Origin of the sequence: Actinosynnema pretiosum (assembly GCF_024171695.1) — a bacterium.
GTDB lineage: Bacteria > Actinomycetota > Actinomycetes > Mycobacteriales > Pseudonocardiaceae > Actinosynnema > Actinosynnema pretiosum.
Map to the genome: position 1 here is coordinate 587,683 of NZ_JAMTCF010000002.1, position 20,926 is coordinate 608,608.

Annotated in this window: 16 protein-coding genes; 8 read left to right on the plus strand and 8 right to left on the minus strand. The window is 73.9% G+C overall.

What is annotated here, in order from left to right; translation table 11 throughout:
* Nucleotides 1-2: 2 nt before the first annotated feature.
* Nucleotides 3-1,001: an adenosine deaminase gene (gene add / locus LV78_RS05995; protein WP_253843700.1), complete on the minus strand. Its 999-nt coding sequence runs from the start codon at nt 999-1,001 to the stop codon at nt 3-5.
* Between the two features lie 126 nt (nt 1,002-1,127).
* On the opposite strand from add, the gene LV78_RS06000 reads away from it, so the two are divergent.
* Nucleotides 1,128-2,951, plus strand: coding sequence for a Xaa-Pro dipeptidyl-peptidase (locus tag LV78_RS06000; RefSeq protein ID WP_253843701.1), 1,824 nt, complete (start codon nt 1,128-1,130; stop codon nt 2,949-2,951).
* A 151-nt stretch (nt 2,952-3,102) separates the two neighbouring features.
* The gene (locus LV78_RS06005; RefSeq protein WP_253843702.1) at nt 3,103-4,113 is read left to right on the plus strand and encodes a DUF4192 domain-containing protein; all 1,011 of its coding nucleotides are present in this window, start codon (nt 3,103-3,105) and stop codon (nt 4,111-4,113) included.
* Nucleotides 4,114-4,615: 502 nt separating this feature from the next.
* On the opposite strand, the gene LV78_RS06010 is transcribed toward LV78_RS06005, so the two are convergent.
* The 4 genes from LV78_RS06010 to LV78_RS06025 form a co-directional block, all read right to left on the minus strand.
* Nucleotides 4,616-6,658, minus strand: a complete 2,043-nt coding sequence (locus LV78_RS06010) for a S9 family peptidase (RefSeq protein ID WP_253843703.1) — start codon at nt 6,656-6,658, stop codon at nt 4,616-4,618.
* 5 nt (nt 6,659-6,663) lie between these two features.
* A complete protein-coding gene (gene galE, locus LV78_RS06015) occupies nt 6,664-7,626 on the minus strand; it encodes a UDP-glucose 4-epimerase GalE (protein ID WP_253843704.1) in 963 nt (320 codons plus the stop codon).
* Nucleotides 7,627-8,662: 1,036 nt separating this feature from the next.
* Entirely contained in the window at nt 8,663-9,847 is a 1,185-nt protein-coding gene (galK, locus tag LV78_RS06020; RefSeq protein ID WP_253843791.1) for a galactokinase, read from the minus strand.
* Between the two features lie 5 nt (nt 9,848-9,852).
* Nucleotides 9,853-10,545: an iron-dependent transcriptional repressor DtxR gene (locus tag LV78_RS06025; protein WP_253843705.1), complete on the minus strand. Its 693-nt coding sequence runs from the start codon at nt 10,543-10,545 to the stop codon at nt 9,853-9,855.
* A gap of 97 nt (nt 10,546-10,642) precedes the next feature.
* Between LV78_RS06025 and LV78_RS06030 the strand changes: the two genes are divergently transcribed.
* Complete coding sequence (locus tag LV78_RS06030) at nt 10,643-11,491, plus strand: sulfurtransferase (RefSeq protein ID WP_253843706.1); 849 nt, start codon at nt 10,643-10,645, stop codon at nt 11,489-11,491.
* Nucleotides 11,492-12,062: 571 nt separating this feature from the next.
* On the opposite strand, the gene LV78_RS06035 is transcribed toward LV78_RS06030, so the two are convergent.
* Entirely contained in the window at nt 12,063-12,698 is a 636-nt protein-coding gene (locus LV78_RS06035) for a hypothetical protein (protein WP_253843707.1), read from the minus strand.
* Nucleotides 12,699-12,888: 190 nt separating this feature from the next.
* Here LV78_RS06035 and LV78_RS06040 point away from each other — a divergent pair, with 190 nt between their 5' ends.
* The 5 genes from LV78_RS06040 to LV78_RS06060 all read left to right on the plus strand — a co-directional run bounded on the left by LV78_RS06040 (nt 12,889) and on the right by LV78_RS06060 (nt 19,310).
* Nucleotides 12,889-14,082 (plus strand): acetoin utilization protein AcuC, encoded by a 1,194-nt coding sequence (locus LV78_RS06040; RefSeq protein WP_253843708.1) that lies wholly within the window; start codon nt 12,889-12,891, stop codon nt 14,080-14,082.
* The gene (locus LV78_RS06045) at nt 14,082-16,793 is read left to right on the plus strand and encodes a bifunctional acetate--CoA ligase family protein/GNAT family N-acetyltransferase (RefSeq protein WP_253843709.1); all 2,712 of its coding nucleotides are present in this window, start codon (nt 14,082-14,084) and stop codon (nt 16,791-16,793) included. Before LV78_RS06040 ends, LV78_RS06045 begins: the two co-directional genes overlap by 1 nt.
* Nucleotides 16,794-17,069: 276 nt before the next feature.
* A complete protein-coding gene (locus LV78_RS06050; protein WP_253843710.1) occupies nt 17,070-17,894 on the plus strand; it encodes a glutamate ABC transporter substrate-binding protein in 825 nt (274 codons plus the stop codon).
* A gap of 59 nt (nt 17,895-17,953) precedes the next feature.
* Entirely contained in the window at nt 17,954-18,727 is a 774-nt protein-coding gene (locus tag LV78_RS06055; RefSeq protein WP_253843711.1) for a GntR family transcriptional regulator, read from the plus strand.
* Nucleotides 18,728-18,983: 256 nt separating this feature from the next.
* Entirely contained in the window at nt 18,984-19,310 is a 327-nt protein-coding gene (locus LV78_RS06060; RefSeq protein WP_253843712.1) for a hypothetical protein, read from the plus strand.
* A 260-nt stretch (nt 19,311-19,570) separates the two neighbouring features.
* Here the strand turns inward: LV78_RS06060 and LV78_RS06065 are convergent, their stop codons facing one another.
* Nucleotides 19,571-20,272 carry a hypothetical protein gene (locus tag LV78_RS06065; RefSeq protein WP_253843713.1) on the minus strand — a complete coding sequence of 234 codons (702 nt, stop codon included), beginning with the start codon at nt 20,270-20,272 and terminating at the stop codon, nt 19,571-19,573.
* Nucleotides 20,269-20,829: a hypothetical protein gene (locus tag LV78_RS06070; protein ID WP_253843714.1), complete on the minus strand. Its 561-nt coding sequence runs from the start codon at nt 20,827-20,829 to the stop codon at nt 20,269-20,271. Before LV78_RS06070 ends, LV78_RS06065 begins: the two co-directional genes overlap by 4 nt.
* Nucleotides 20,830-20,926 lie beyond the last annotated feature (97 nt).

The following is a 20,926-nucleotide window of genomic DNA, read 5'->3' on the forward strand; positions in this document are numbered from 1 at the left end:
GCTCAGCGCAGCGCGTCGATCCCGGCGACCAGCTCGGCCTTGAGCGCGTCGGGCGCGAAGCTCGCCGCGACCGCCGACGCGGCCAGGTCCGCCAGCTCCGCCCGACCAAGGCCGAACCGCTCGTGGCAGAGCAGGTACTCGCGGTTCAGGTCGGTGTGGAACATGCCGGGGTCGTCGGTGGCCAGCGCGACCGGCACGCCCGCCGCGAGCAGCGCGGGCAGCGGGTGCTCGTCCAGCGACCGCACCGCGCCCGTGCGCAGGTTCGACGTCGGGCAGACCTCCAGCGCGATCCCGCGCTCCGCCAGGTGCCGCAGCAGCTCCGGGTCGCGCGCGGCCGACGTGCCGTGCCCGATCCGCTCCGCCCCCAGCTCCCGCAGCGCCGCCCACACCTCGTCCGGGCCGGTGGTCTCGCCCGCGTGCGGCACGCTGCGCAGCCCGGCGTCGCGGGCCATCGCGAACGCCTCGCGGAAGCTCGCGCGCGGCGAGTCGGCCTCGAACCCGCCGATGCCGAACCCGACGCTGCCCTCCGGCCGGTGCTCCACCGCGTAGCGGGCGCTGGTCAGGCCGAAGTCGCGGTCCCACAGGCCGGGCACGTCGAACACCCAGGCCAGCTCCACGCCGTGCTCGGACCTGGCGCGCTCGCGGCCCTCCTCCAGCGCGGCGGTCAGCTCGGCGGCCGGGATGCCCGCGCGCAGGTGGCTGCTCGCGGTCACGGTCACCTCTGTGTAGCGCACGTTCCGCGCGGCCTGCTCGCGCGCCAGGCCCAGCACCAGGTCGGTGACGTCGGCCCCGGTGGTGACCAGGTCGTTGACCTTGCCGTAGACGTCGATGAAGTGCCCGAAGTCGGTGAACTCGTAGAAGCGCAGCAGCTCGGCCTCCTCGGTCGGCACCGGGCCGTCCGGGTGGCGGCGGGCCAGCGACAGGACCGTGGCGGGGGAGGCGGAGCCGACCAGGTGGACGTGCAGCTCGACCTTGGGCAGTGCGGCGATGAAGGAGCGCATGGTGCCCCCGAGCCTAGATCAGCCACGCGTGGAGTCCATTGTGGACTTCGGGTTCCCTTGACACCCCGCGCGCGGTACCGGGAGGGTCGGCCTACCTGAGTCCTGCGACGTGGATGGGGGTGTGCGGTGCGAGGTTCGTGGAGGGCCGCCGGTCTGGCCGCTGTGCTGGCGCTGCCGCTGGGGGCTGTTCCTGCCGCTGCGGCCGAGGAGGGGCCGGTCTTCGTGGACGGCGAGGCCCAGCCGGTGTTCAGCGCTTCGGACGTGGTGCGGGAGAGCCTGTGGGTGCGGGCGCCCGTGGACAGCGACCGCGACGGGCACGACGACGAGGTGTACACCGAGGTGGTGCGGCAGCGGGCCACCGAGCGCGGGCTGAAGGTGCCCGTGGTGTTCCTGCCCAGCCCCTACTACTCCGGCGGCAACGACGTCGACAACCACGACGTGGACGTCGAGCTGCACGTGCCCGGCGGTCGCGGGTCCGGGACGCCGCTGCGGGCCCGGTCCGACGAGCGGATCGCGGCGGCGGTCGGGCCGGGCGCCGCGCCGATCACCTCGACCCGGTACGAGTCGTACTTCGTCTCGCGCGGGTTCGCCGTGGTCTACGCCGAGTCGCTGGGCACCGGCAGGTCCACCGGCTGCCCGACCTCCGGCGGTCGGAACGAGACCACCGGGATGAGGTCGGTGGTGGACTGGTTGAACGGCCGGGCCACCGCGCGCGACGCCTCGGGCGGGGCCGTGTCCGCGGCCTGGAGCACCGGGAAGACCGCGATGATGGGCACCTCCTACAACGGGACGCTGCCGAACGCGGTCGCGGCCACCGGGGTGCGCGGGCTGGAGACGATCGTGCCGATCGCGGCGATCTCCAGCTGGTACGACTACTACCGCGCGGGCGGGGCGGTCGTCGCGCCCGGCGGGTACCAGGGCGAGGACGCCGACGTGCTCGCCGAGTACGTGCACACCCGCGCCGACCGGGCCGTCTGCGCGCCGGTGCTGGCCGGGCTGACCCGCGAGCAGGACCGGGTGACCGGCGACTACGGGCCGTTCTGGGCCGAGCGGGACTACGTCAAGGACGCGCCGCTGGTGCGGGCCTCGGTGCTGGCGGTGCACGGGCTCAACGACTGGAACGTCAAGGTCAAGCACGTGGCGCAGTGGTACGAGGCGCTCAAGCTCAACGGGGTCGAGCACAAGATCTGGCTGCACCAGTCCGGGCACACCGACCCGGACACGCTGCGGTCGGCGCAGTGGCGGCGCACGCTCAACCGGTGGTTCAGCCACTACCTCTACGACGTCGACAACGGGGTGGAGCGCGAGCCGAGGTCGACGGTGCAGCGCGAGGACCGCAGCTGGGTCGACGAGGCCGAGTGGCCCGCGCCGGGGACCGCGCCCGCGCGGCTGAACCCGTGGGTCGGCGGCGGGACCAAGGGGGTGCTGCGCACCGACGCGATGCCCGGTCGGCCGCTGGTGGAGGAGCTGCGCGACGACGCGGGGAAGTCCGTGGAGCAGCTGGTGGACCTGCCCGCCTCCGGCAACCGGCTGGCGTACGGGACCCGCGCGCTGACCGAGCCGGTGCGGCTGTCCGGCACGCCGAGGGCGGACCTGGCGGTGTCGTTCGACCGGCCCGCCGCGAACGTGACGGCGGTGCTGGTCGACCGGTCGCCGGACGGGACCAGCCGGGTGATCACGCGCGGGTGGGCCGATCCGCAGAACCGGCTCGACCCGGCGGTGACCAGGCCCGTCGAGCCGGGGAAGCGGTACCGGGTCGAGGTGGAGCTCCAGGCGAACGACTACGTGGTGGCGGCCGGGCACCGGCTCGAACTGGTGCTGCTGTCCAGCGACCACGACTACACCCTGCGGCCCGCGCCGGGGGCCGGGCTGTCGGTGGACCTGACCGGGACCTCGGTGGAGCTGCCGGTGGTCGGCGGGAAGGCGGCGCTGCGCCGGGCGGCGGGCTGATCCGCTCCGGGATCTCGCGGCGGTGGCGCGGGGCGGGCAAGTTACCCGTCCCGCACCACCGCCGTTCCCGTTTCTCCACAACCCGCCGGGTTGTCCACAACTCGTGCTCTTCCCCGCTGACCGCCCGTCCCGCGCCGGTCACAGTGGGGGCATGACAACACCCGTCCTGCCCTCGGCGAGGATCCACGGCCCCGGTGACCTGGTGGCCGCCGTCCCGCACCTGCTGGGGTTCCACCCCACCGACTCGGTGGTGGTGCTCGTGCTGCGCGGGGACTCCGTCGCGGTGGTCCTGCGCGCGGACCTGCCCGACGTGGAGCAGCTGCGCGACGCGGCCGAGAAGCTGGTCCCCGTCGTGCGCAGGAACCCCGGCTGCTCGGTGGCCGTGCTCGTGGTGGGCGGCGGCGGCGCCGACCCGCCCGAGGTGCTGCCCAGGCCGGACGTGGTGCGGAGCCTGCTGGTGCGGCTGGACGCGCTCCGCGTGCCGCTGGCGCGCGCGGTGTGGGCGCCGGGCACCTCGGGCGGCGAGCCCTGGTTCGACTACGCCGACGTGGGCCGGACCGGCACCGCGCCGGACGCGCGCGCCACCTACCTGGCCGCGCTGTCGGCCGCCGCGGGGCACGTGACGTACGGCAGCAGGGCGGAGATGGCCGAGCTGCTGTCCCCGGACCCACCGGAGGCGCTGGCCCGGCGCGCGGCGCTGCTGGACCGCCTCACGGCGGCGCTGGAGAGCGCCGACCCGGACGAGCTGGTGGCCAGGCACCGCAGGGCGCTGCTCGCGGCGGTGGAGCGGACCCCGAGCCGGACCACGCCGCTGCCCGACGACGAGGTGGCGGAGCTGGCGTTCGCGCTGTCCAGCCCGCGCGTGCGCGACCTGGCGCTGACCCTGGCGCTGGGCGCGCACGCCATGGCGGCCGAGCGGCTGTGGACGGAGCTGACCAGGGCCGCGCCCGCCCCCGAGCGGGCCGAGGCCGCCGCGCTGCTGGCCTTCGCGACCTACCTGAGGGGCGAGGGCGCGCTGGCCGTGCTCGCACTGGAACGCGCGGAGGCCGCGTCCCCAGGCCACCGCATGACCACCCTGCTCCGGGGCGCGCTGCAGGGCGCGATGCCACCGGACTACCTGCGCTCGCTCGCCGAGGAGGCCGCCCGTGCCTACCCGTCCTGACCGGGCCTGTTCTGGCTCAGCCCGTTCTGTCCAGGCCCGTCCTGGCCCGACCCGTCCTGACCGGGCCTGTTCTGGCTCAGCCCGTCCTGACCAGGCCCGTCCTGGCTCGGCCCGTTCTGTCCAGGCCCGTCCTGGCCCGACCCGTTCTGGCTCGACCTGTCCTGCCCGGGCCTGTTCTGCCCAGGCCGGTCCTGGCCCGACCCGTTCTGCCTGGGCCCGTTCTGATCCGACCGGGTTCCTGGCCCGTTTTCCGACCCGTGCTCTGGCCCGGTTCGCCGCCCGTGCTGCGGGCCGTGCTGCGCACTGCGTCCTGGCACGCGTGCGCCGGGCGTGCTCACCACCCGCCCAGGAAGCACGAAGCCCCCTCGACGCCCGGACCGGTTCGTCCGAGCGCCGAGAGGGCCGTGGTGCCGTGCGCTCCGCTGCCGCATGTTCCGCTGCCGCGCGCTTCGCTGCCGCGTGTTCCGCTGCCGCGGGCTTCAGCGCCGCGCGCGCCGCTCCGTCAGAGCAGTTCCGGCCTGCGCCAGGGCTCCCCGTGCACGTGCTGCGCGAGGAACGCGAAGACCGTCTCGTACCAGACCGTCGCGTTGCCGGGGGTCAGGATCCAGTGGTTCTCGGTCGGGAAGTACAGGTACTTGGCGTCCACCCCGTGCCGCACGAGGTCGAAGTACAGCCGCTGCCCCTCGCCGATCGGGACCCGGTAGTCCTTGTCCCCGTGGATGACCAGCACCGGCGTGCGCACGTTCGCCACGTACAGGTGCGGCGAGTTCTCGGTGATCCGCTCCGGGCGCTGCAGCGGGTCGCCCATCTCGCGCATCCAGTAGTACGAGTCGTCCGTCGTGCCCGTGAACGCGTCCAGGTTCCACAGCGACGCGTGCGTCACGATCGCCTTGAACCGGTCGGTCCGGGTGGCGATCCAGTTCGCCATGTACCCGCCGAACGACCCGCCCATCGCGGCGGTCCTGGTCTCGTCGACGTCCGGCCTCGCCTCGGCGACGTCGGTGATCGCCATCAGGTCGGTGTACGGCTTGCCGCCCCAGCTGCCCCAGCCCGCGCGGACGAAGTCCTGCCCGTAGCCCAGCGACAGCGCCGGGTCCGGCAGCAGCACCGCGTAGCCCTTGGCCGCCATCAGCCACGGGTTCCAGCGCCAGCTCCAGCCGTTCCAGCTCATCACCGGACCGCCGTGCACCCACAGCAGCAGCGGCGCGGGCCGCTCGGGGGACGCGCCCTCCGGCAGCACCAGGTACGACCGGACGGTGCGGCCGTCCTCGACGACCACCTCGATCTCGGTCAGCGTGCCGGGGAGCGAGTCAAGGCCGCCGGGGGCCTGGAGGTACACCGGCTCCTGCTCGACCCCGGCCGGGTCCAGCCGGACCGGGCGGGCGGGCGAGTCCACGGCGTTGCGCAGCGCGTACAGGGCCGTGCCGTCCCGGCTGACCCGCACGTCCTGGTAGGCGCCGGTCGTGGTCATCCGCACCACGGCGCCGGTGGCCAGTTCGAGCCGCCACAGCGCCTGGTGGCCCACCGCGAAGCAGGTGAAGAACACCACCGCGCCGTCCGGGCTGACCAGGGGGTGCTCGGGGGCCAGGTCGAAGCCGGGCAGCAGGTCGGTGACCTCGCCGCTGGCGGCGTCGATCCGGACCAGGGTGGACTCCCACGGCTCGTCCGCAGTCGAGTCCAGGCTGCGCACGGCGATCACGGCCGACGCGTCCGGCAGGAACGCGGGCTCGTCGTACGAGTGGCCCGCGTCCTGGGCCAGCACCCGGTCCTGCGTCCCGTCGGAGCTGGTCAGCCGCAGCCGGACGTGGTTGCCGTAGGCGGCGTCCACCTCGACGGTCTCGGTGTGCGCGACCCACCGCCCGTCGTCGCTGATCGCGGCCGAGGCGAACCGGGCCCGCTCGGTGACCGGCGTCAGGTCGACCAGGTCCTCGGTCCCCAGCCGGGGCGAGTCGCCGTCGACCGGGGCGGTGCTGGCCAGCAGCCTGCTGTGGAACGGGCCGAGGTCGTGGTCCCAGTACCGGATCGGGTAGCTCTCGTGCAGGACCGCCGTGACCCCGGCGTCCTCGCGCGCCTTGCGCACGTCCGCGTCCGACTCGCCGAACTCCGCGCCCCGGTGCACCGACGAGCCGAGCAGCACCGTGCCCGAGCCGCCCGCCACCAGCACCCGGTCGACACCGCCCGAGGGCCGGTGCAGCTCGCGGGCCTCACCGGAGGTCGGCAGCAGCCACAGCGCAGGCTTGTCCTTGGCCTCGCCGGGCTTGCGCTCCTGGTCCGGCCGCGCCGACAGGAACAGCAGCGAGCCGTCCGGGGTGAACACCGGCGACGAGTCGCCCTTGGCCGAGCGGGTGAGCCTGCGCGCGGGCCGCCCGCCGGTCGGGTCGACCTCCCACAGGGAGCCCTGCCAGGTCTTGCCGTCGGCCGACAGCTCGGACACGACCGTCACCAGGCGGTCGCCGTCCGGTGACACCGCCAGCGAGCCGAGCCTGGGCAGCGCGGCGAAGCGCGCCAGGTCGGCGAAGTCCGCCGCTGATCCCGTCGTCGTCATGCGGCTCAGGCCTCCTGGCGGGCCTGGGTGAACTCCCAGGCGTCGCGGACGATGCCGGACAGGTCGGCGCGCTCGGGCTTCCAGCCCATCTCGGTGCGGGCGCGCTCGCTGGAGGCGATCAGCACGGCGGGGTCGCCCGCGCGGCGGCCGTCGACCACGGCGGGGATCGCGTGGCCGGTGACCTCGCGGCAGGCCTCGATGACCTGGTTGACGGAGAAGCCGAGCCCGTTGCCCAGGTTGTAGATGCGGTGCTCGCCCGCCGTGGCGTGCTCCAGCGCCTTCATGTGCGCGTCGGCCAGGTCGAGCACGTGGATGTAGTCGCGCACGCACGTGCCGTCGTCGGTGGGCCAGTCGTCGCCGAAGACCTTGATGCTCTCGCGCTTGCCCAGGGCGACCTGGAGCACGAGCGGGATCAGGTGGGTCTCGACGGCGTGCCGCTCGCCGAAGCGGCCGTACGCGCCCGCGACGTTGAAGTACCGCAGGCTCACGGCGGCCAGGCCGTGCGCGGCGGCGTAGGAGGTGATGGCGTGGTCGATCGCGAGCTTCGACGCGCCGTAGGTGTTGGTCGGCCGGGTCGGCGCGGTCTCCAGGATCGGCACCTGCTCGGGCTCGCCGTAGGTCGCGGCGGTCGACGAGAACACCAGCCGGGGCGTGCCGTGGGCGCGCATCGCGTCGAGCAGCTTCAGGGAGGTGACCACGTTGCCCTGCCAGTACTTGGCCGGGTCCACCATCGACTCGCCGACCAGCGACTTGGCCGCGCAGTGCACGATGCCGTCGAAGCCACCCGCGAGCACGTCGCCGATCGCGTCGTCGATGTCGGCCTGGACGAACTCGGCGCCCTCGGGCACGGCGTCCGCGTGCCCGGTGGACAGGTCGTCGAGCACGACGACCTCGTGCCCGGACTCGACCAGCCGTGCGGCGGTCACGCTGCCGACGTACCCCGCACCGCCCGTGACGAGCAGCTTCACCCTGTGTTCCCCGCTTTCCGCTTGTTCTCCACCGGTGGTCCCACCAGGTCCGGCCACGCGGTCGTGCCACGCGCTCCGGTCGAGCCGGGACGTTCGGTCCAGGTCGTGCAGTTCGGTTCGGGACCGGGGAGGAGAGCGGACGGCCCAGGCTCGCGCCGACCGCTCCGCACCGACCGCAGCCGGTGCTCCCGCTCCGCACCGGAGGCCGACGCGCGCGCCACCTCCGGCGGATGTTCAGTTGTCCCCGCCCGAGCGGGCGGGCGCGGGGTCCGCCACGAGAGCGGACCTGCGGACCCCAAGCTTGCCGGATCGCCGAAACCACCGCTCCGGCGACCGCACCCAACGCCCACGAACCGCGCTGACCAGCGGACACGGTGAGGAAGGAGGATCCAGCGAACCCCGTCGCAGCCGCAGCGACCACGACCCAAGCCTGAGGGGGATCGTTCTGCGGCCCGCCGAGGGCTGCCGGCTGCCCGAGCCGGTCTGCGGAAGCTGAAGCTGATTCGCGTGGCCTGCGCGCGGGTCCCGGCGGGGCCTATCCGAGGTGACCCCTGCCGCCTGCCGCTGCTGTCTGCCGTTGACGCCTGCCGTTGACGCCTGCCGGGTGAGTTGATCTTGCTTGTCGGGCAACTCGCCGCTGTCCGCCGCTGTTCCGCCTGGTAGCGGGCTAGTCGGTAGCGCCCCGGTCGTTAGTGCTCTCCACCCGTCGAGCCCAAAGGAGGCTGCTCGCGTCCGCACGCCAAAGCGGGGGAGTGCTCTCGTGGGGACCGCACGGTTGTCGCGCAGGTCCGCTGAGGACAGTGCCCGCCGCTCGGTCGACCTGCCTGGCGGGTGTCGTGTGGTCTGGCCCTGCTGCCCAGCCCGGCCGCCGCCGGATTCGGCAGTCGTCGGCTCTGCTGGATCTGGCTGCCATTGCTCTGGCCGCCGTTGGGCCTGCTCGCCGACCGGTTGGTCAGCGAGCAAGCCCGCTCGGTGGTCCGCTGGATCGCGCGATCCGCTGGATGGCGCGTTCCGCCGGACTCGTGCTCCGCCAGCGCTAGATGTCGCGGCCGGCGCCAGGGGACGGCACGGCCGTGAAGGTGCGCGGCGCGGTCCAGCCCTTCGCCGCGAACGCGGCCTCGACGTCGGCGACCACCTTGTCGTGCAGCTCGACGGGCACCAGCGCGATCGCCGAGCCGCCGAAGCCGCCGCCGGTCATGCGGGAGCCCAGGGCGCCCGAGGCCAGCGCGGAGTCCACCGCGACGTCCAGCTCCGGGCAGGACACCCGGTAGTCGTCGCGCAGGCTGACGTGCGACGCGGTCAGCAGCGGGCCCAGCTCGGCCAGTTCGCCCGAGCGCAGCACCTCCACCGCACGCAGCACCCGCTCGTTCTCGGTCACCACGTGCCGCACCAGCGGGCGCAGGTTCTCCGGGAGCTTCGCCAGCGCCTCGTCCAGGCCCTCGGCCGTGACGTCGCGCAGCGCGTCGACGCCCAGCAGCGCCGCCGCCTCCTCGCACCCCGCCCTGCGGGCGCCGTAACCGCCGTCGCTGTGCGAGTGGCTGGCGCGGGTGTCGATCACCAGCACCTCCAGGCCGCGCGCCGACGCGTCGAACGGGACCTGCTCGGCCTCGCCCGAGCGCACGTCCAGGAACAGCACGTGCGCGTCGGTGCAGCACAGCGACGCGGTCTGGTCGAGCAGACCGGTCGGCGCGCCCACGAAGTCGTTCTCCGAGCGCTGCACCAGCCGCGCGACCTGGGCCAGCGAGGGCGTGCCCGGCCCGGAGTTCGCGGGCTTGCCGCCCAGCTCCAGCAGCGCCAGCGCCACCGCGCACTCCAGCGCGTGCGACGAGGACAGGCCCGCGCCGGAGGGCACGTCACCGGCGATGACGACGTCCGCCCCGCCCTTGAGCCCCTCGGAGCGCAGCGCCCACGCCACACCGGCCGGGTAGGCGGCCCAACCGGGCACCGAGCCCGGCTCCAAGTCCGCGACCAGCACGTCCTCGGCGTGGCGGGCCGCACCGTCGTCGCCGACCGTGACGACGCTCAGCACGCCGTCCTCGCGCGGCGAGGCCGCGGCGGCCAGCCGGTGGGGCAGGGCGAACGGCAGCACGAAGCCGTCGTTGTAGTCGGTGTGCTCACCGATCAGGTTCACCCGACCGGGAGCCGACCAGACGCCCGCAGGCGCACGGCCGTGCAACTTCTCGAACTCGGCGGCCGCCTTGTCGGCGGGCCGCTGCCGCACGGCGCTCACCTGGCCTGCACCAGCACGGCGTGGGCGATGGACTGGCTCAGCTCGGCCGTCGTCCCACCGCTGCCGACCCGCACGACCTTGCTGTCGTCCAGCGACTCGACCTTCACAACACTTCCCGGCATCACACCCGCAGCTTTCAGATCCGCCATGAGATCGGGGTCGAGCTGAACGTGCTCGGCGATCCGCTTGACCTCCACCTGGCCCCCACCGCGCCTGGCCACCTCGTCGATGCGCTGCAGGTCCGCCTCCACGGGGGGAGCGGGCTCGCCGTCGCCGAGCTTGTCCAAGCCGGGGATGGGGTTGCCGTAGGGGGAGGTGGTCGGGTTGCCGAGCAGCTTCACCAGCTTGCGCTCGACGGCCTCGCTCATCACGTGCTCCCAGCGACATGCCTCGCTGTGCACGTGCTCCCACTCCAGGCCGATGATGTCGACCAGCAGCCGCTCGGCCAACCGGTGCTTGCGCATCACCGACACCGCGAGGTTGCGGCCCTGCTCGGTCAGCTCCAGGTGCCGGTCGTCGGCGACGACGACCAGCCCGTCCCGCTCCATGCGGCCGACGGTCTGGCTCACGGTCGGGCCGCTCTGGCCCAACCGCTCGGCGATGCGGGCGCGCAGCGGAACCACGCCCTCTTCTTCGAGCTCGTAGATCGTGCGGAGGTACATCTCCGTGGTGTCGATGAGGTCGTTCACACCCGCTCCCCTTCTTATGCCTTCATGCTAGTCGCACCGGTCAGGGCGACCTCTCGCGCTCACGGCGAACAGGTGCGCGCCGGTGCAGGATGGCACCGTGCACCCCTTGATCAGCACTGAAGCACTGGCTGTCGCGCTGGCGGGCGAGCGCCCCCCGGTCGTGCTCGACGTCCGCTGGCGGCTCGGCGGTCCGCCCGCACGACAAGACTACGAGGTCGGTCACGTCCCCGGAGCCGTCCACACCGACCTGGACGCGGCTCTGGCCGCACCGCCCGGTCCGGAGGGCAGGCACCCGCTGCCGGAGGCGTCCGCGCTGCAGCGCGCGCTGCGTGCGGCGGGCGTCCGCGAGGGCGTCCCGGTGGTGGCCTACGACGACAAGGACGGCTCGGTGGCGGCCAGGGCGTGGTGGCTGCTGCGCTGGGCGGGCCACGACCAGGTGGCCGTCCTGGACGGCGGTTACTCGGCGTGGTCGGCCGAGGGCAGGCCGGTCACCGCCGAGGAGCCGGAGCCCGCGGAGGGCGACGTCGTCGTGCGGCCGGGCCGGATGCCGATCGTGGACGCGGACGGTGCCGCCGAGCTGGCCCGCGAGGGCGTCCTGCTGGACGCGCGCGCCGGGGCCCGCTACCGGGGCGAGGTGGAACCGGTCGACCCGAAGGCGGGCCACATCCCCGGCGCGGTGAGCGCCCCGTCCGCCGAGCACGCGGGCGAGGACGGCCGCTGGCTGCCCGCGCGGGCACTGGCGGACCGCTTCCAGGCGCTGGGCGTGACCCCGGACCGCCCGGTGGGCGCGTACTGCGGCTCGGGCGTCACGGCGTCCTCGGTGGTCCTGGCCCTGGAGGCGGCGGGCCTGACCACCAGCGACACCCCGGCCCTGCTGTACCCCGGCTCGTGGTCGAACTGGTCCGCCCAGGACCGCCCGGTGGCGACCGGAGACCAGCCCGGTTAGTCGGTGGGTCGACCAGCCCGATTGACCAGCCCGATTGACCGGCCCCGTTGGCCACCTCGGTTGATCGGCCCGGCTGATCGGCCCGGCTGACCGGCCCGGCTGACCGGCCCGGCTGACCGGCCCGGCTGACCGGCCCGGTCGGCTGGCTCGGTCGGCTGACTTGGCTGACCGAGCCGGTTGGCCGGTTCGGCTGACCTGCCCGGCTGACCCGCCCGGTTGGCCGGCTCGGTTGGCCTGCCGGGCAGGGTCGGTCCGGCTGACCCGCCCACCCGCTTGGTCGGTTCGGCTGGCTGGCCGGGTCGGCTGGTGGAGCCCGGCTCGGGTGATCTCAGGCGACCTGCCCGACCGATTACCTGCGATCTGCGAGGTTCGTCACCGGAGACGGCTCGGCTGAGCATCGACGCCCGGCTCGGCTGATCACCGATGTCCGATCCGGCCGATCACCGGCAGTCAGCCCGGTTGACCACCGGCGTCCAGCCCCACCGATCACCGCGAAACCGATCATCGCCAACCACTCCGCGCGAGCCCGCGCGGTCGGGACCGAGCGGGTTCCGGCCGCGCGCTCCGCTCGTCAGGCGTCGGGGATGCGGTCGAAGGCCTTGGTCGCCAGGTCCAGCGCCAGCTGGCACGGCTCGGCCGAGCCGTCCGTCGTCACGTCGACGCGCAGCGCCGCCGTCGCCTCCTGCGGGTCCTCCGTCAGCGCCACCAGCACCGCGCACCCCTGCTCGGTCTTCATCCGGTACGCGCTGTTCCCACCCACCTGGATCTTCCCGACCTCGGCGTTCGCGTCCGGGATGAAGTACGAGGACTGCAAGATCACGATCTTCATCGGGTCGTAGGACGAGTGCAGGCACCCGTTGGTCTCCAGCATCTCGCTCGCCCCGAACACCACGGCCACCTCCTGCGCGCTCAGCAGCTTGCAGGCGTCGTACCCGGCCTTCTTCCGCTTCCCCAGCGCCACCTCGCCGCTGCCGCTCTGCCCGGAACCGGAACCGGGATCGGTCGCCTTCGGCTCGGTCGCGCCCGGCTCGTCGGAGCCGCTCGGCTCGGCGGCCCCGCTCTCGGCGGAGGCGGGAGCGGAGGCGGGAGCGCTGGCCCCGCCGCCCGAGGCGCTGCTCGCGCTCCCGGTGACGGGGCTGCTGCACCCCACCACCCCGAGCACGGCGGCGAGGCAGGCGGTCACCACTGAGGCACGTCGCAGGCGCATGGTCGGTTGGACCCCGTTCCCCCGCTCGGGGTTCCCGCCCACCCGGCGGCGCTCGCCCCCGGCGCGTCGACCCGACCCTAGGGCCCACCACCGACGACCACGGCGCCGCCGCCGGGGAAACCACCGACCGGGCAACACCGACCCGCCGCAGCCGTCGTGCGATTACCGGTCAGTAGGCTAAATTTCGGACATGGGAGCGGAACAGCGCGAAGCGCGGCCACCCGCCGTGGTCTGGGACGAGTCGGTGCTCGCCTACGACCTCGGCGGCGACCACCCGCTCAACCCCGTGCGCCTCGACCTCACCGTCCGGCTCGCCACGGCGCTCGGCGTCCTCGACGGCGTCGACCCGGTCGCCCCCGCCCACGCCACCGACCCCGAGCTCGAACGCGTCCACGACCCCGCCTACCTGGCCGCCGTGCGCGCCGCCCCGAGCACCGCCTGGGACCTCGGCCACGGCCTCGGCACCACCGACAACCCGGTCTTCGACCGGATGCACGAGGCGTCCTCCCTGATCGTCGGCGGCTCGCTCGCCGCAGCCCGCCGGATCGCCTCCGGCGCCGCCGACCGGGCCGTCAGCATCGCGGGCGGCCTGCACCACGCCATGCGCGACCGCGCCGCGGGCTTCTGCGTCTACAACGACTGCGCCGTCGCCATCTCCTGGTTGCTGGACAACGGCTTCGACCGCGTCGCCTACGTCGACACCGACGTGCACCACGGCGACGGCGTCCAGGCCGCGTTCTACGACGACCCGCGCGTGCTCACCATCTCCCTGCACCAGAGCCCGCTGAGCCTGTGGCCCGGCACCGGCCGCCCGACCGAGCTCGGCGGCCCCGGCGCCGAGGGCACGGCGGTCAACGTCGCCCTCCCGCCCGGCACCCCCGACCGGGGCTGGCTGCGCGCCTTCCACGCCGTCGTGCCCTCGCTGCTCGGCGCGTTCCGCCCGCAGGTCCTCATCACCCAGTGCGGCGTGGACAGCCACCGCGAGGACCCGCTCGCCGACCTGTCGCTGACCGTCGACGGCCACCGCGCGATCTACCGCGCCCTCCGCCACCTCGCCGACACCACCGCGAACGGCAAGTGGCTGGCGCTCGGCGGCGGCGGGTACGAGCTGGTGCGCGTCGTGCCCCGCTCCTGGACGCACCTGCTCGCCACCGTGCTCGACCGCGACGTCGACCCGCGCACCCCGCTGCCCGCGTCCTGGATCTCGCACGTCAGCAGGACCGCCCCCAACTGGCCGCTGCCCACCGCCATGACCGAGGGCGCCGACACCTCCTTCACGCCGTGGGACGGCTCCGGCGGCGACCCGGTTGACGAGGCCGTCCGGGCCACCCGGCGCGCCGCGTTCCCCCTGCACGGCCTGGACCCCGAGGACGCGAGGGACTAGTGGACCCGTTCGACTACCCGCGCAGCTGGGAGGCCGACGTCGTGCTCGCCGACGGCGGCACCGCCCACCTGCGCCCCATCACCCCCGACGACGGCCAGCGCCTGCTGGCGTTCCACTCCCGGCTCTCCGAGCGCACCCGCTACTTCCGCTACTTCGGCCCCTACCCGAGGATGCCCAAGCGCGACGTCGTCCGGTTCACCACCGTCGACCACGCCGACCGGGTCGCGTTCGTGACCATGCTCGGCGACGACATCGTCGCGGTGGGCCGCTACGACCGGCTGAACAACGGGTCCTCCGCCGAGGTCGCGTTCGTCGTGCAGGACGAGCACCAGGGCCGGGGCCTCGGCTCGATCCTGCTGGAGCACCTGGCCGCCGCCGCCCGCGAGCGCGGCCTGACCCGGTTCACCGCCGAGGTGCTCGCCGAGAACGGCCAGATGGTCCGGGTGTTCCGGGACGCCGGCTACTCGGTCAGCCGCGCGTTCGACGAGGGCGTGCTGCACCTGGAGTTCGACGTGGACCCGACCGAGCAGTCGCTGGAGGTCGCCCGCGCCCGCGAGCAGGCCGCCGAGGCGCGCAGCGTCCACAACCTGCTGCACCCGCGCTCGGTCGCCGTGATCGGCGCCTCCACCGACCGCACCAAGATCGGCCACGCGGTGCTGGCGAACCTGCTCGTCGGCGACTTCCACGGCCCCGTCTACCCGGTCAACGCCGAGCACCGCGCGGTGCGGGGCGTGCGCGCCTACCCGTCCGTGCTGGACATCCCCGACGACGTCGACCTGGCCGTCGTCGCGGTGCCCGCCGCCGGGGTCGACGAGGTCATGGACGCCTGCCTGGCCAAGGGGGTCAAGGCGCTGGTGGTGGTCACCTCCGGCTTCGGCGAGACCGGCCCGGACGGGCGCACCGCCGAGCGCAGGCTGGTCACCGAGGCCCGCGCGCACGGGATGCGCGTGGTCGGCCCGAACGCGCTGGGCGTGGTCAACACCGACCCGGACGTGCGGCTCAACGCGACCCTGGCGCCGACCCTGCCCGCGCGCGGGCGCACCGGGTTCTTCTGCCAGTCCGGCGCGCTCGGCAGCGCGATCCTGGCCACCGCCGCCGAGCGGGGCCTCGGCCTGTCCACGTTCGTCAGCGCGGGCAACCGGGCCGACGTGTCCGGCAACGACCTGCTCCAGTACTGGGAGACCGACCCGGCCACCGACGTGGTGCTGCTGTACCTGGAGTCGTTCGGCAACCCGCGCAAGTTCGCCCGCCTCGCCCGGCGCCTGGGCCGCAGCAAGCCGATCGTGGCGGTGAAGTCCGGCAGGCACGCGGTGACGCCCGCGCTCGCCGCGACCTCGGTGCACGTGGACGAGCAGAGCGTGCAGGCCCTGTTCGAGCAGGCGGGCGTGATCCGGGTCGAGTCGCTGGCGCAGCTGTTCGACACCGCGCTGCTGCTGGCCCACCAGCCGCTGCCCGCAGGTCCCAGGGTCGCGGTGGTCGGCAACTCCACCGCGATCGGCGTGCTCGCCGCCGACACCGTGCTCGGGCAGGGCCTGGACCTGGTCGGCGACCCGGTGGACGTGGGCGCGCAGGCCGGGCCGGAGGAGTTCGCGGACGCGGTCCGCACCGCGCTCGCCGACCCGGACACCGACGCGCTCGTCGTGGTCTTCGCGCCACCGCTGGCCGTTCCCGGCACCGAGTACGCCCGCGCGCTGCGCGCCGCCGTGCAGGGTGTCGCTGAGCAGGCGGGCGCGGGGCAGGCGGGCGCAGGGCAGGGAGGCGCCGCGGGGGCCAAGCCGATCGTGTCCACGTTCCTGGCCGTGGAAGGGGTTCCCGCCGAGCTGGCGGTGACCGGTCCGGACGGCGCGCCGGGACGCGGCTCGGTGCCGTCGTACCCGAGCCCGGAGCGGGCCGTGCTCGCGCTCGCGCGGGTGACCCGCTACGCGCGCTGGCGCTCCCGGCCCGCCGGGTTCTTCACCCGTCCCGGTGGCATCGACCCGGAGGCGGCGCGGGCGCTGGTCGAGGCGGTTCCGCACGCCGAGCCGGTCAAGCTGGACGACGACGCCGCGATGCGGCTGCTGGCCTGCTACGGCATCGACGTGGTGCCGTTCCGGGTGGTGTCCTCGGCGGACGACGCGGCCCAGGCCGCCGCCGAGCTGGGCTACCCGGTGGCGCTCAAGTCCACCGCCGAGCGGCTGCGGCACCGCACCGACCTGGTCGGGGTGCGGCTGGACCTGGCAGCCGAGGAGGCCGTGCGCGAGGCGTACCGGGGGCTCGCGGACATCTCCGGGCTGACCGAGGTCTACGTGCAGCGCATGGTCCCCAAGGGGCTGTCCTGCGTGCTGGGGCTCCAGGACGACCCGTCGTTCGGGTCGCTGGTGTCGTTCGGGCTGTCCGGGTTGGTGAGCGACCTGCTGGGGGACCGGGCGTACCGGGCGGTGCCGCTGACCGACGCGGACGCCGCCGCGCTCGTGCGCGCCCCCAAGGCCGCGCCGCTGCTCGCCGGGTTCCGGGGCGGGCAGGTCGCGGACCTGGCCGCGCTGCAGGAGCTGGTGCTGCGGCTGGCCGCGCTCGCCGAGGACCTGCCGGAGGTGCGGGAGCTGGCGCTGGAACCGGTGCTGGCGTCGGCGGAGGGCGCGTTCGTGGCCAGCGCGCGGGTCACCCTCGGGCCGAGGCCGTCGCCGCGCGACTCCGGCCCCCGGCGGCTGCGGCTGCCCGGCGGGGCGCGCTGACGGCCCGCGTTCACAGTTCCGCAGGTCGACCCCGCACCCCGCCGGGGTCGACCACCGCCGGTGCGCGAACCCCGCCACCACAGGCGTTCCCGCCACCCGCGCCCGTCCGGACCCCGGAGCACCGCACGGCCACCCGCACCAGCGCGCTGCGGTGTTCAGGTCCGTTCGGGACGATCTTCTGGGGTCTTTCGGCCTGATTCCGCCGTGAAGCGCAGACGCCGCGCCCCCCGGCCCCTAGGTTCCCCCGAAAGCACGGGACAGGGGAGGGGAACCACCGTGGCAGCGTTAAGCAAGTCATCCCTGGTCTGGGCCACCGCGGCGGTGCTCGCGCTGACCTCCTGCGGGGCGGACGACAGCACCGTCGTCGGCCGCGCGGAGCAGGGGAGGATCACCATCGGGGTCGCCCACGACCAGCCGGGGCTCGGCCTGCGGCGCCAGGACGGGAACCTGCGCGGCTTCGACATCGACGTGGCCCGCTACGTCGCCACCGAGCTGGGCGTCCCCGAGTCGGGCATCACCTGGGTCGAGGCCCCGCCCGAGGACCGCGAGCGGCTGCTCACCTCGGGGGAGGTCGACCTGGTGGTCAACGGCTACTCCATCACCCCGAAGCGGCGCGAGGTCGTCGACTTCGCGGGTCCGTACTACACGGCGGGCCAGGACCTGCTGGTGCTGATCGACAACCAGGAGATCACCGGGCCGGACTCGCTCAGCCGGGGTCAGCGGCTCTGCTCGGTCACCGGAACCACCTCGGCGCAGTACGTGAAGGACACGTTCGCGAAGAACGTGAAGCTGGTCGAGCAGCCCAGGTTCAGCGAGTGCGTGACCGCGCTGCTCGCCGGGGAGGTCGACGCGCTCACCACCGACGACGTCGTGCTCGCCGGGTACGCCGCGCAGAACCCGGAGCTGCTCAGGGTGGTCGGCGAGCCGTTCAGCGAGGAGGAGTACGGGATCGGCCTGCCCAAGGGGCAGCAGGAGACCAAGGACGCGGTCACCGCCGCGCTGCGCAAGATGGTCGACAGCGGCGAGTGGAAGCGGGCGCAGGAGGCCAACGTCGGCGGCTCCGACTACCGGTTGCCCGAGCCGCCGCAGATCGCTTCGTGACCTCCGACCCACCCCGTTGGCGGGTCCTGCGCGGACCCGCTGGGGCCTAGGGTCGCCGGGTGATCAGCTCCCACACCTCCCCCGGCCGCCGGGCCGACAAGCCCGTCCGCGCCGGGATTCCCGAGCACGGGCGGGTTCCCCGCTACTACGCGGTCAAGACCGAGCTGCTGTGGCTGGTCGAGGCGCTGGGGGAGGGGGCGGCGCTGCCGTCGGAGCGGGAACTGGCCTGCCGGTTCTCGGTGTCGCGGGTGACGCTGCGCCAGGCCGTCGCCGAGCTCGTCCTGGAGGGCAGGCTCCTGCGGCGGCACGGCAGCGGCACCTACGTCGCCCCGCCCAAGCTCGTGCAGCCGCTGTCGCTGGTGAGCTATGCGGACGGGATGCGCGCGCAGGGCATCCGGCCCGAGCGGGGTGTGGTGACCGTCGAGCGGTTACCCGCCGACGAGGTGCTCGCCGAGGACCTGCTGGTGCCGCACGGGGACCCGGTGCTGCACCTGGAGCGGGTCATGCTCGCCGACGGCGCGCGGGTCGGGCTGGAGTCGACCTACCTGCCGCTGTCCCGCTTCCCCGGCCTGCTCGACGCGCTCGACCCGGCCGGATCGCTGCACGCGTGCCTGCGCGAGCGGTTCGGCGTCGAGTTCGGCGGGGCCGAGGAGCGGGTGGAGACCGTGCTGGCCGCGCCGCGCGAGGCGCTGCTCATCGGCACCAACCCCGCGCTGCCCATGCTGCTGCTGCACCGGGTCGCGCACGACCGGGCGGGCACGCCGGTGGAGCGCTCGCGCTCGCTGTACCGGGGCGACCGCTACAGCCTCGCCGCGCGGTTGCGCGCGGAGTAGGGACCGGGCCGTTCCGAGGAATGCCGGTTTCGAGTCCGCGCAACCGGAACCGGGGCGTGAACGTCCACAGTGGACTCAATTTCTCCGGATATCACCCGGATGTGCGCTCAAGTTCCGAAAAATGGCCTGAACGTTGCCGATTCGACGCTTTGCGCCCCCCATTAGCAGGCATTTCGCCCTGCCTTCGCGGCGGTACCGTTGGTACTCGGATCGAGTGCTCCTCGCTCGCAGCGGTGCGGGGGAAGCGGGGTGGATCGTGACATTCAAGGAGGAGTTCCTCAGGGAACTGGACGACTGCCTGCGCGGTTTCGGGGCGGTGCCCGCCGCGCACCCGGCCGAGCTGGCCAGGTTCGTGGACTACGTCCGGGCGCTGCCCGAGGACGACAACCGGTTGCGCTCGCTGGCCGGGGTCGACCAGGGATCGGGCTCGTTCTGGAACAACCCCGCCGTGTGGTGGGAGCAGGTCCCCGGATTCGGCGCGGACGACGCGGATTGCGCGCGACTGCTGGACCGGATGCTCGACGAGGCCATCAGCGACGAGATCGACGTGCTGGAGATGGAGATCAGGGAACTGCCCGGCTGATCCCGCTCCGCCGGTCCGGGGCGCGGTCGGGCGCGCCGGACCGGAAAGCGCGAGGCGTGCGAAAGGGCCCTGAAAAGGCTGACACCCGCTGTGCGTCCGGGTCGCCGGACGCACAGCGGGGTGCTCATCGCTCTGCTGTTCCTCTTTTGCGTTCTGACGCCTGCCGCGCCGGGCTTCGGGACAAGCGTTGTGGCGTGCTGCCCAGCGGTCAGGTGGTGCTGGTCTGGCGTGCTGTGAGGCTGCGCCTCACAGGCTGCGCCTCACACGGAGAGCAGCTTGTCGAAGAACGACCGGTAGCTCTTGAGCGCGAGGCGCAGCTCCTCGGTCTCGGCCTCGCTGCCCTCCTGCCAGCGGCCCTCCAGGGTCCGCTTGTGCTCGGAGAACGTGGTGGCCAGGCTCTGGATCACCTGGGCGACCAGCTCGTCGGCCCGGTGCACGGCCTCGCGGGGGTTGTCCACGAAGTCGCCCTGCAGCGAGCGCCACTCCTCGCGGAAGCCGCCCGCCTCGTCCTGGCCGAACAGCGGGGACTCGGCGTCGAAACCGCTGTGGTGCGCGGGCTCGACCTCGGCCTGCACCGGGATCTCGGTGGTGGCCATGGCCTCCGCGCCGGGGGCGTCGGTGACCGGGGTGGTGGTGCCGGTCGTGCCGTGGGCCTTGGCCGGGTCGTGGGTCTTGTCCGCGTCCAGGTCGGCGGACGCCACCGGCTCGGTCACCGGCTCGCGGGTGCTCTGCGCGGGCACCAGGTCGTCCTCGCGGTCCCGCTCCTCGTTGTAGGCCGCTTCCTCCGCGTAGGCCAGGTCGTCCTCGCGCTCCGGCGAGTCGTGGCCGTGCTCCAGCACCGGGTCGTGGTGCTTGCCGCGCTCGTCCACGAGGTCCTCGCGGACGTCGGTCCGGCCCTGGGGGCGGGCGAAGTCGTCGGTGGTGAGCCGGTGGTCCTGGCGCTCGTCCGGTCGATTGATCATCGTGCTCCCTCCTTGCGCTCGCCTCGGTCGCCGAGCAGGTCGTTGAACAGGGTTCGGTAGTGCACCATCGCGGCCCGCAGGTCCTCCGTGGACGCCTCGCCCTGCTCCTGGCGGCGGGTGATGGCGTGGGCCTGGCGGTAGCTGTCGATGGTCCGGGAGTGCTCGACCGACAGCACCGAGGCGTTCGCCTCGTGGTCGCCGTTCGTGGGGTAGCCGCGCTCGGACATCAGGTCGGTGACGAGCCGGTGGGCGCTGGCGACCGCGTCGCTCGGCGCGTCCACGAACTGCTCCTGCACCTGGACCCAGTGGCGGGAGTAGCTCTCCCGCGTGCCCTGCGTCAGCGGCTTCAGCTCCAGGGACCGGTGGGCGCGCTCGCGCTCGGCCAGCTCGCGCTCGGCCTCCATGCGGTTGCCGCTGCGCTCCACGACCCGGTCGTACTCGGGACCGAACTGCCGCCGCAGGTGCTTGCGCTGGGAAGCCTTCCTCCACAGCACCACACCGACTGCGACGACGACCAGCACGGCGATCACAACGCCGATGGTGGTGCCGGTGGACATCTTCGCCTCCCGTTGGGGTCTCTCTCAGCTGCCCCACGGGTAACCCTGTCGTGTGAGAGGCAAACCTGGCCCTTGACAAACCGGGCCAGGTCCGCCT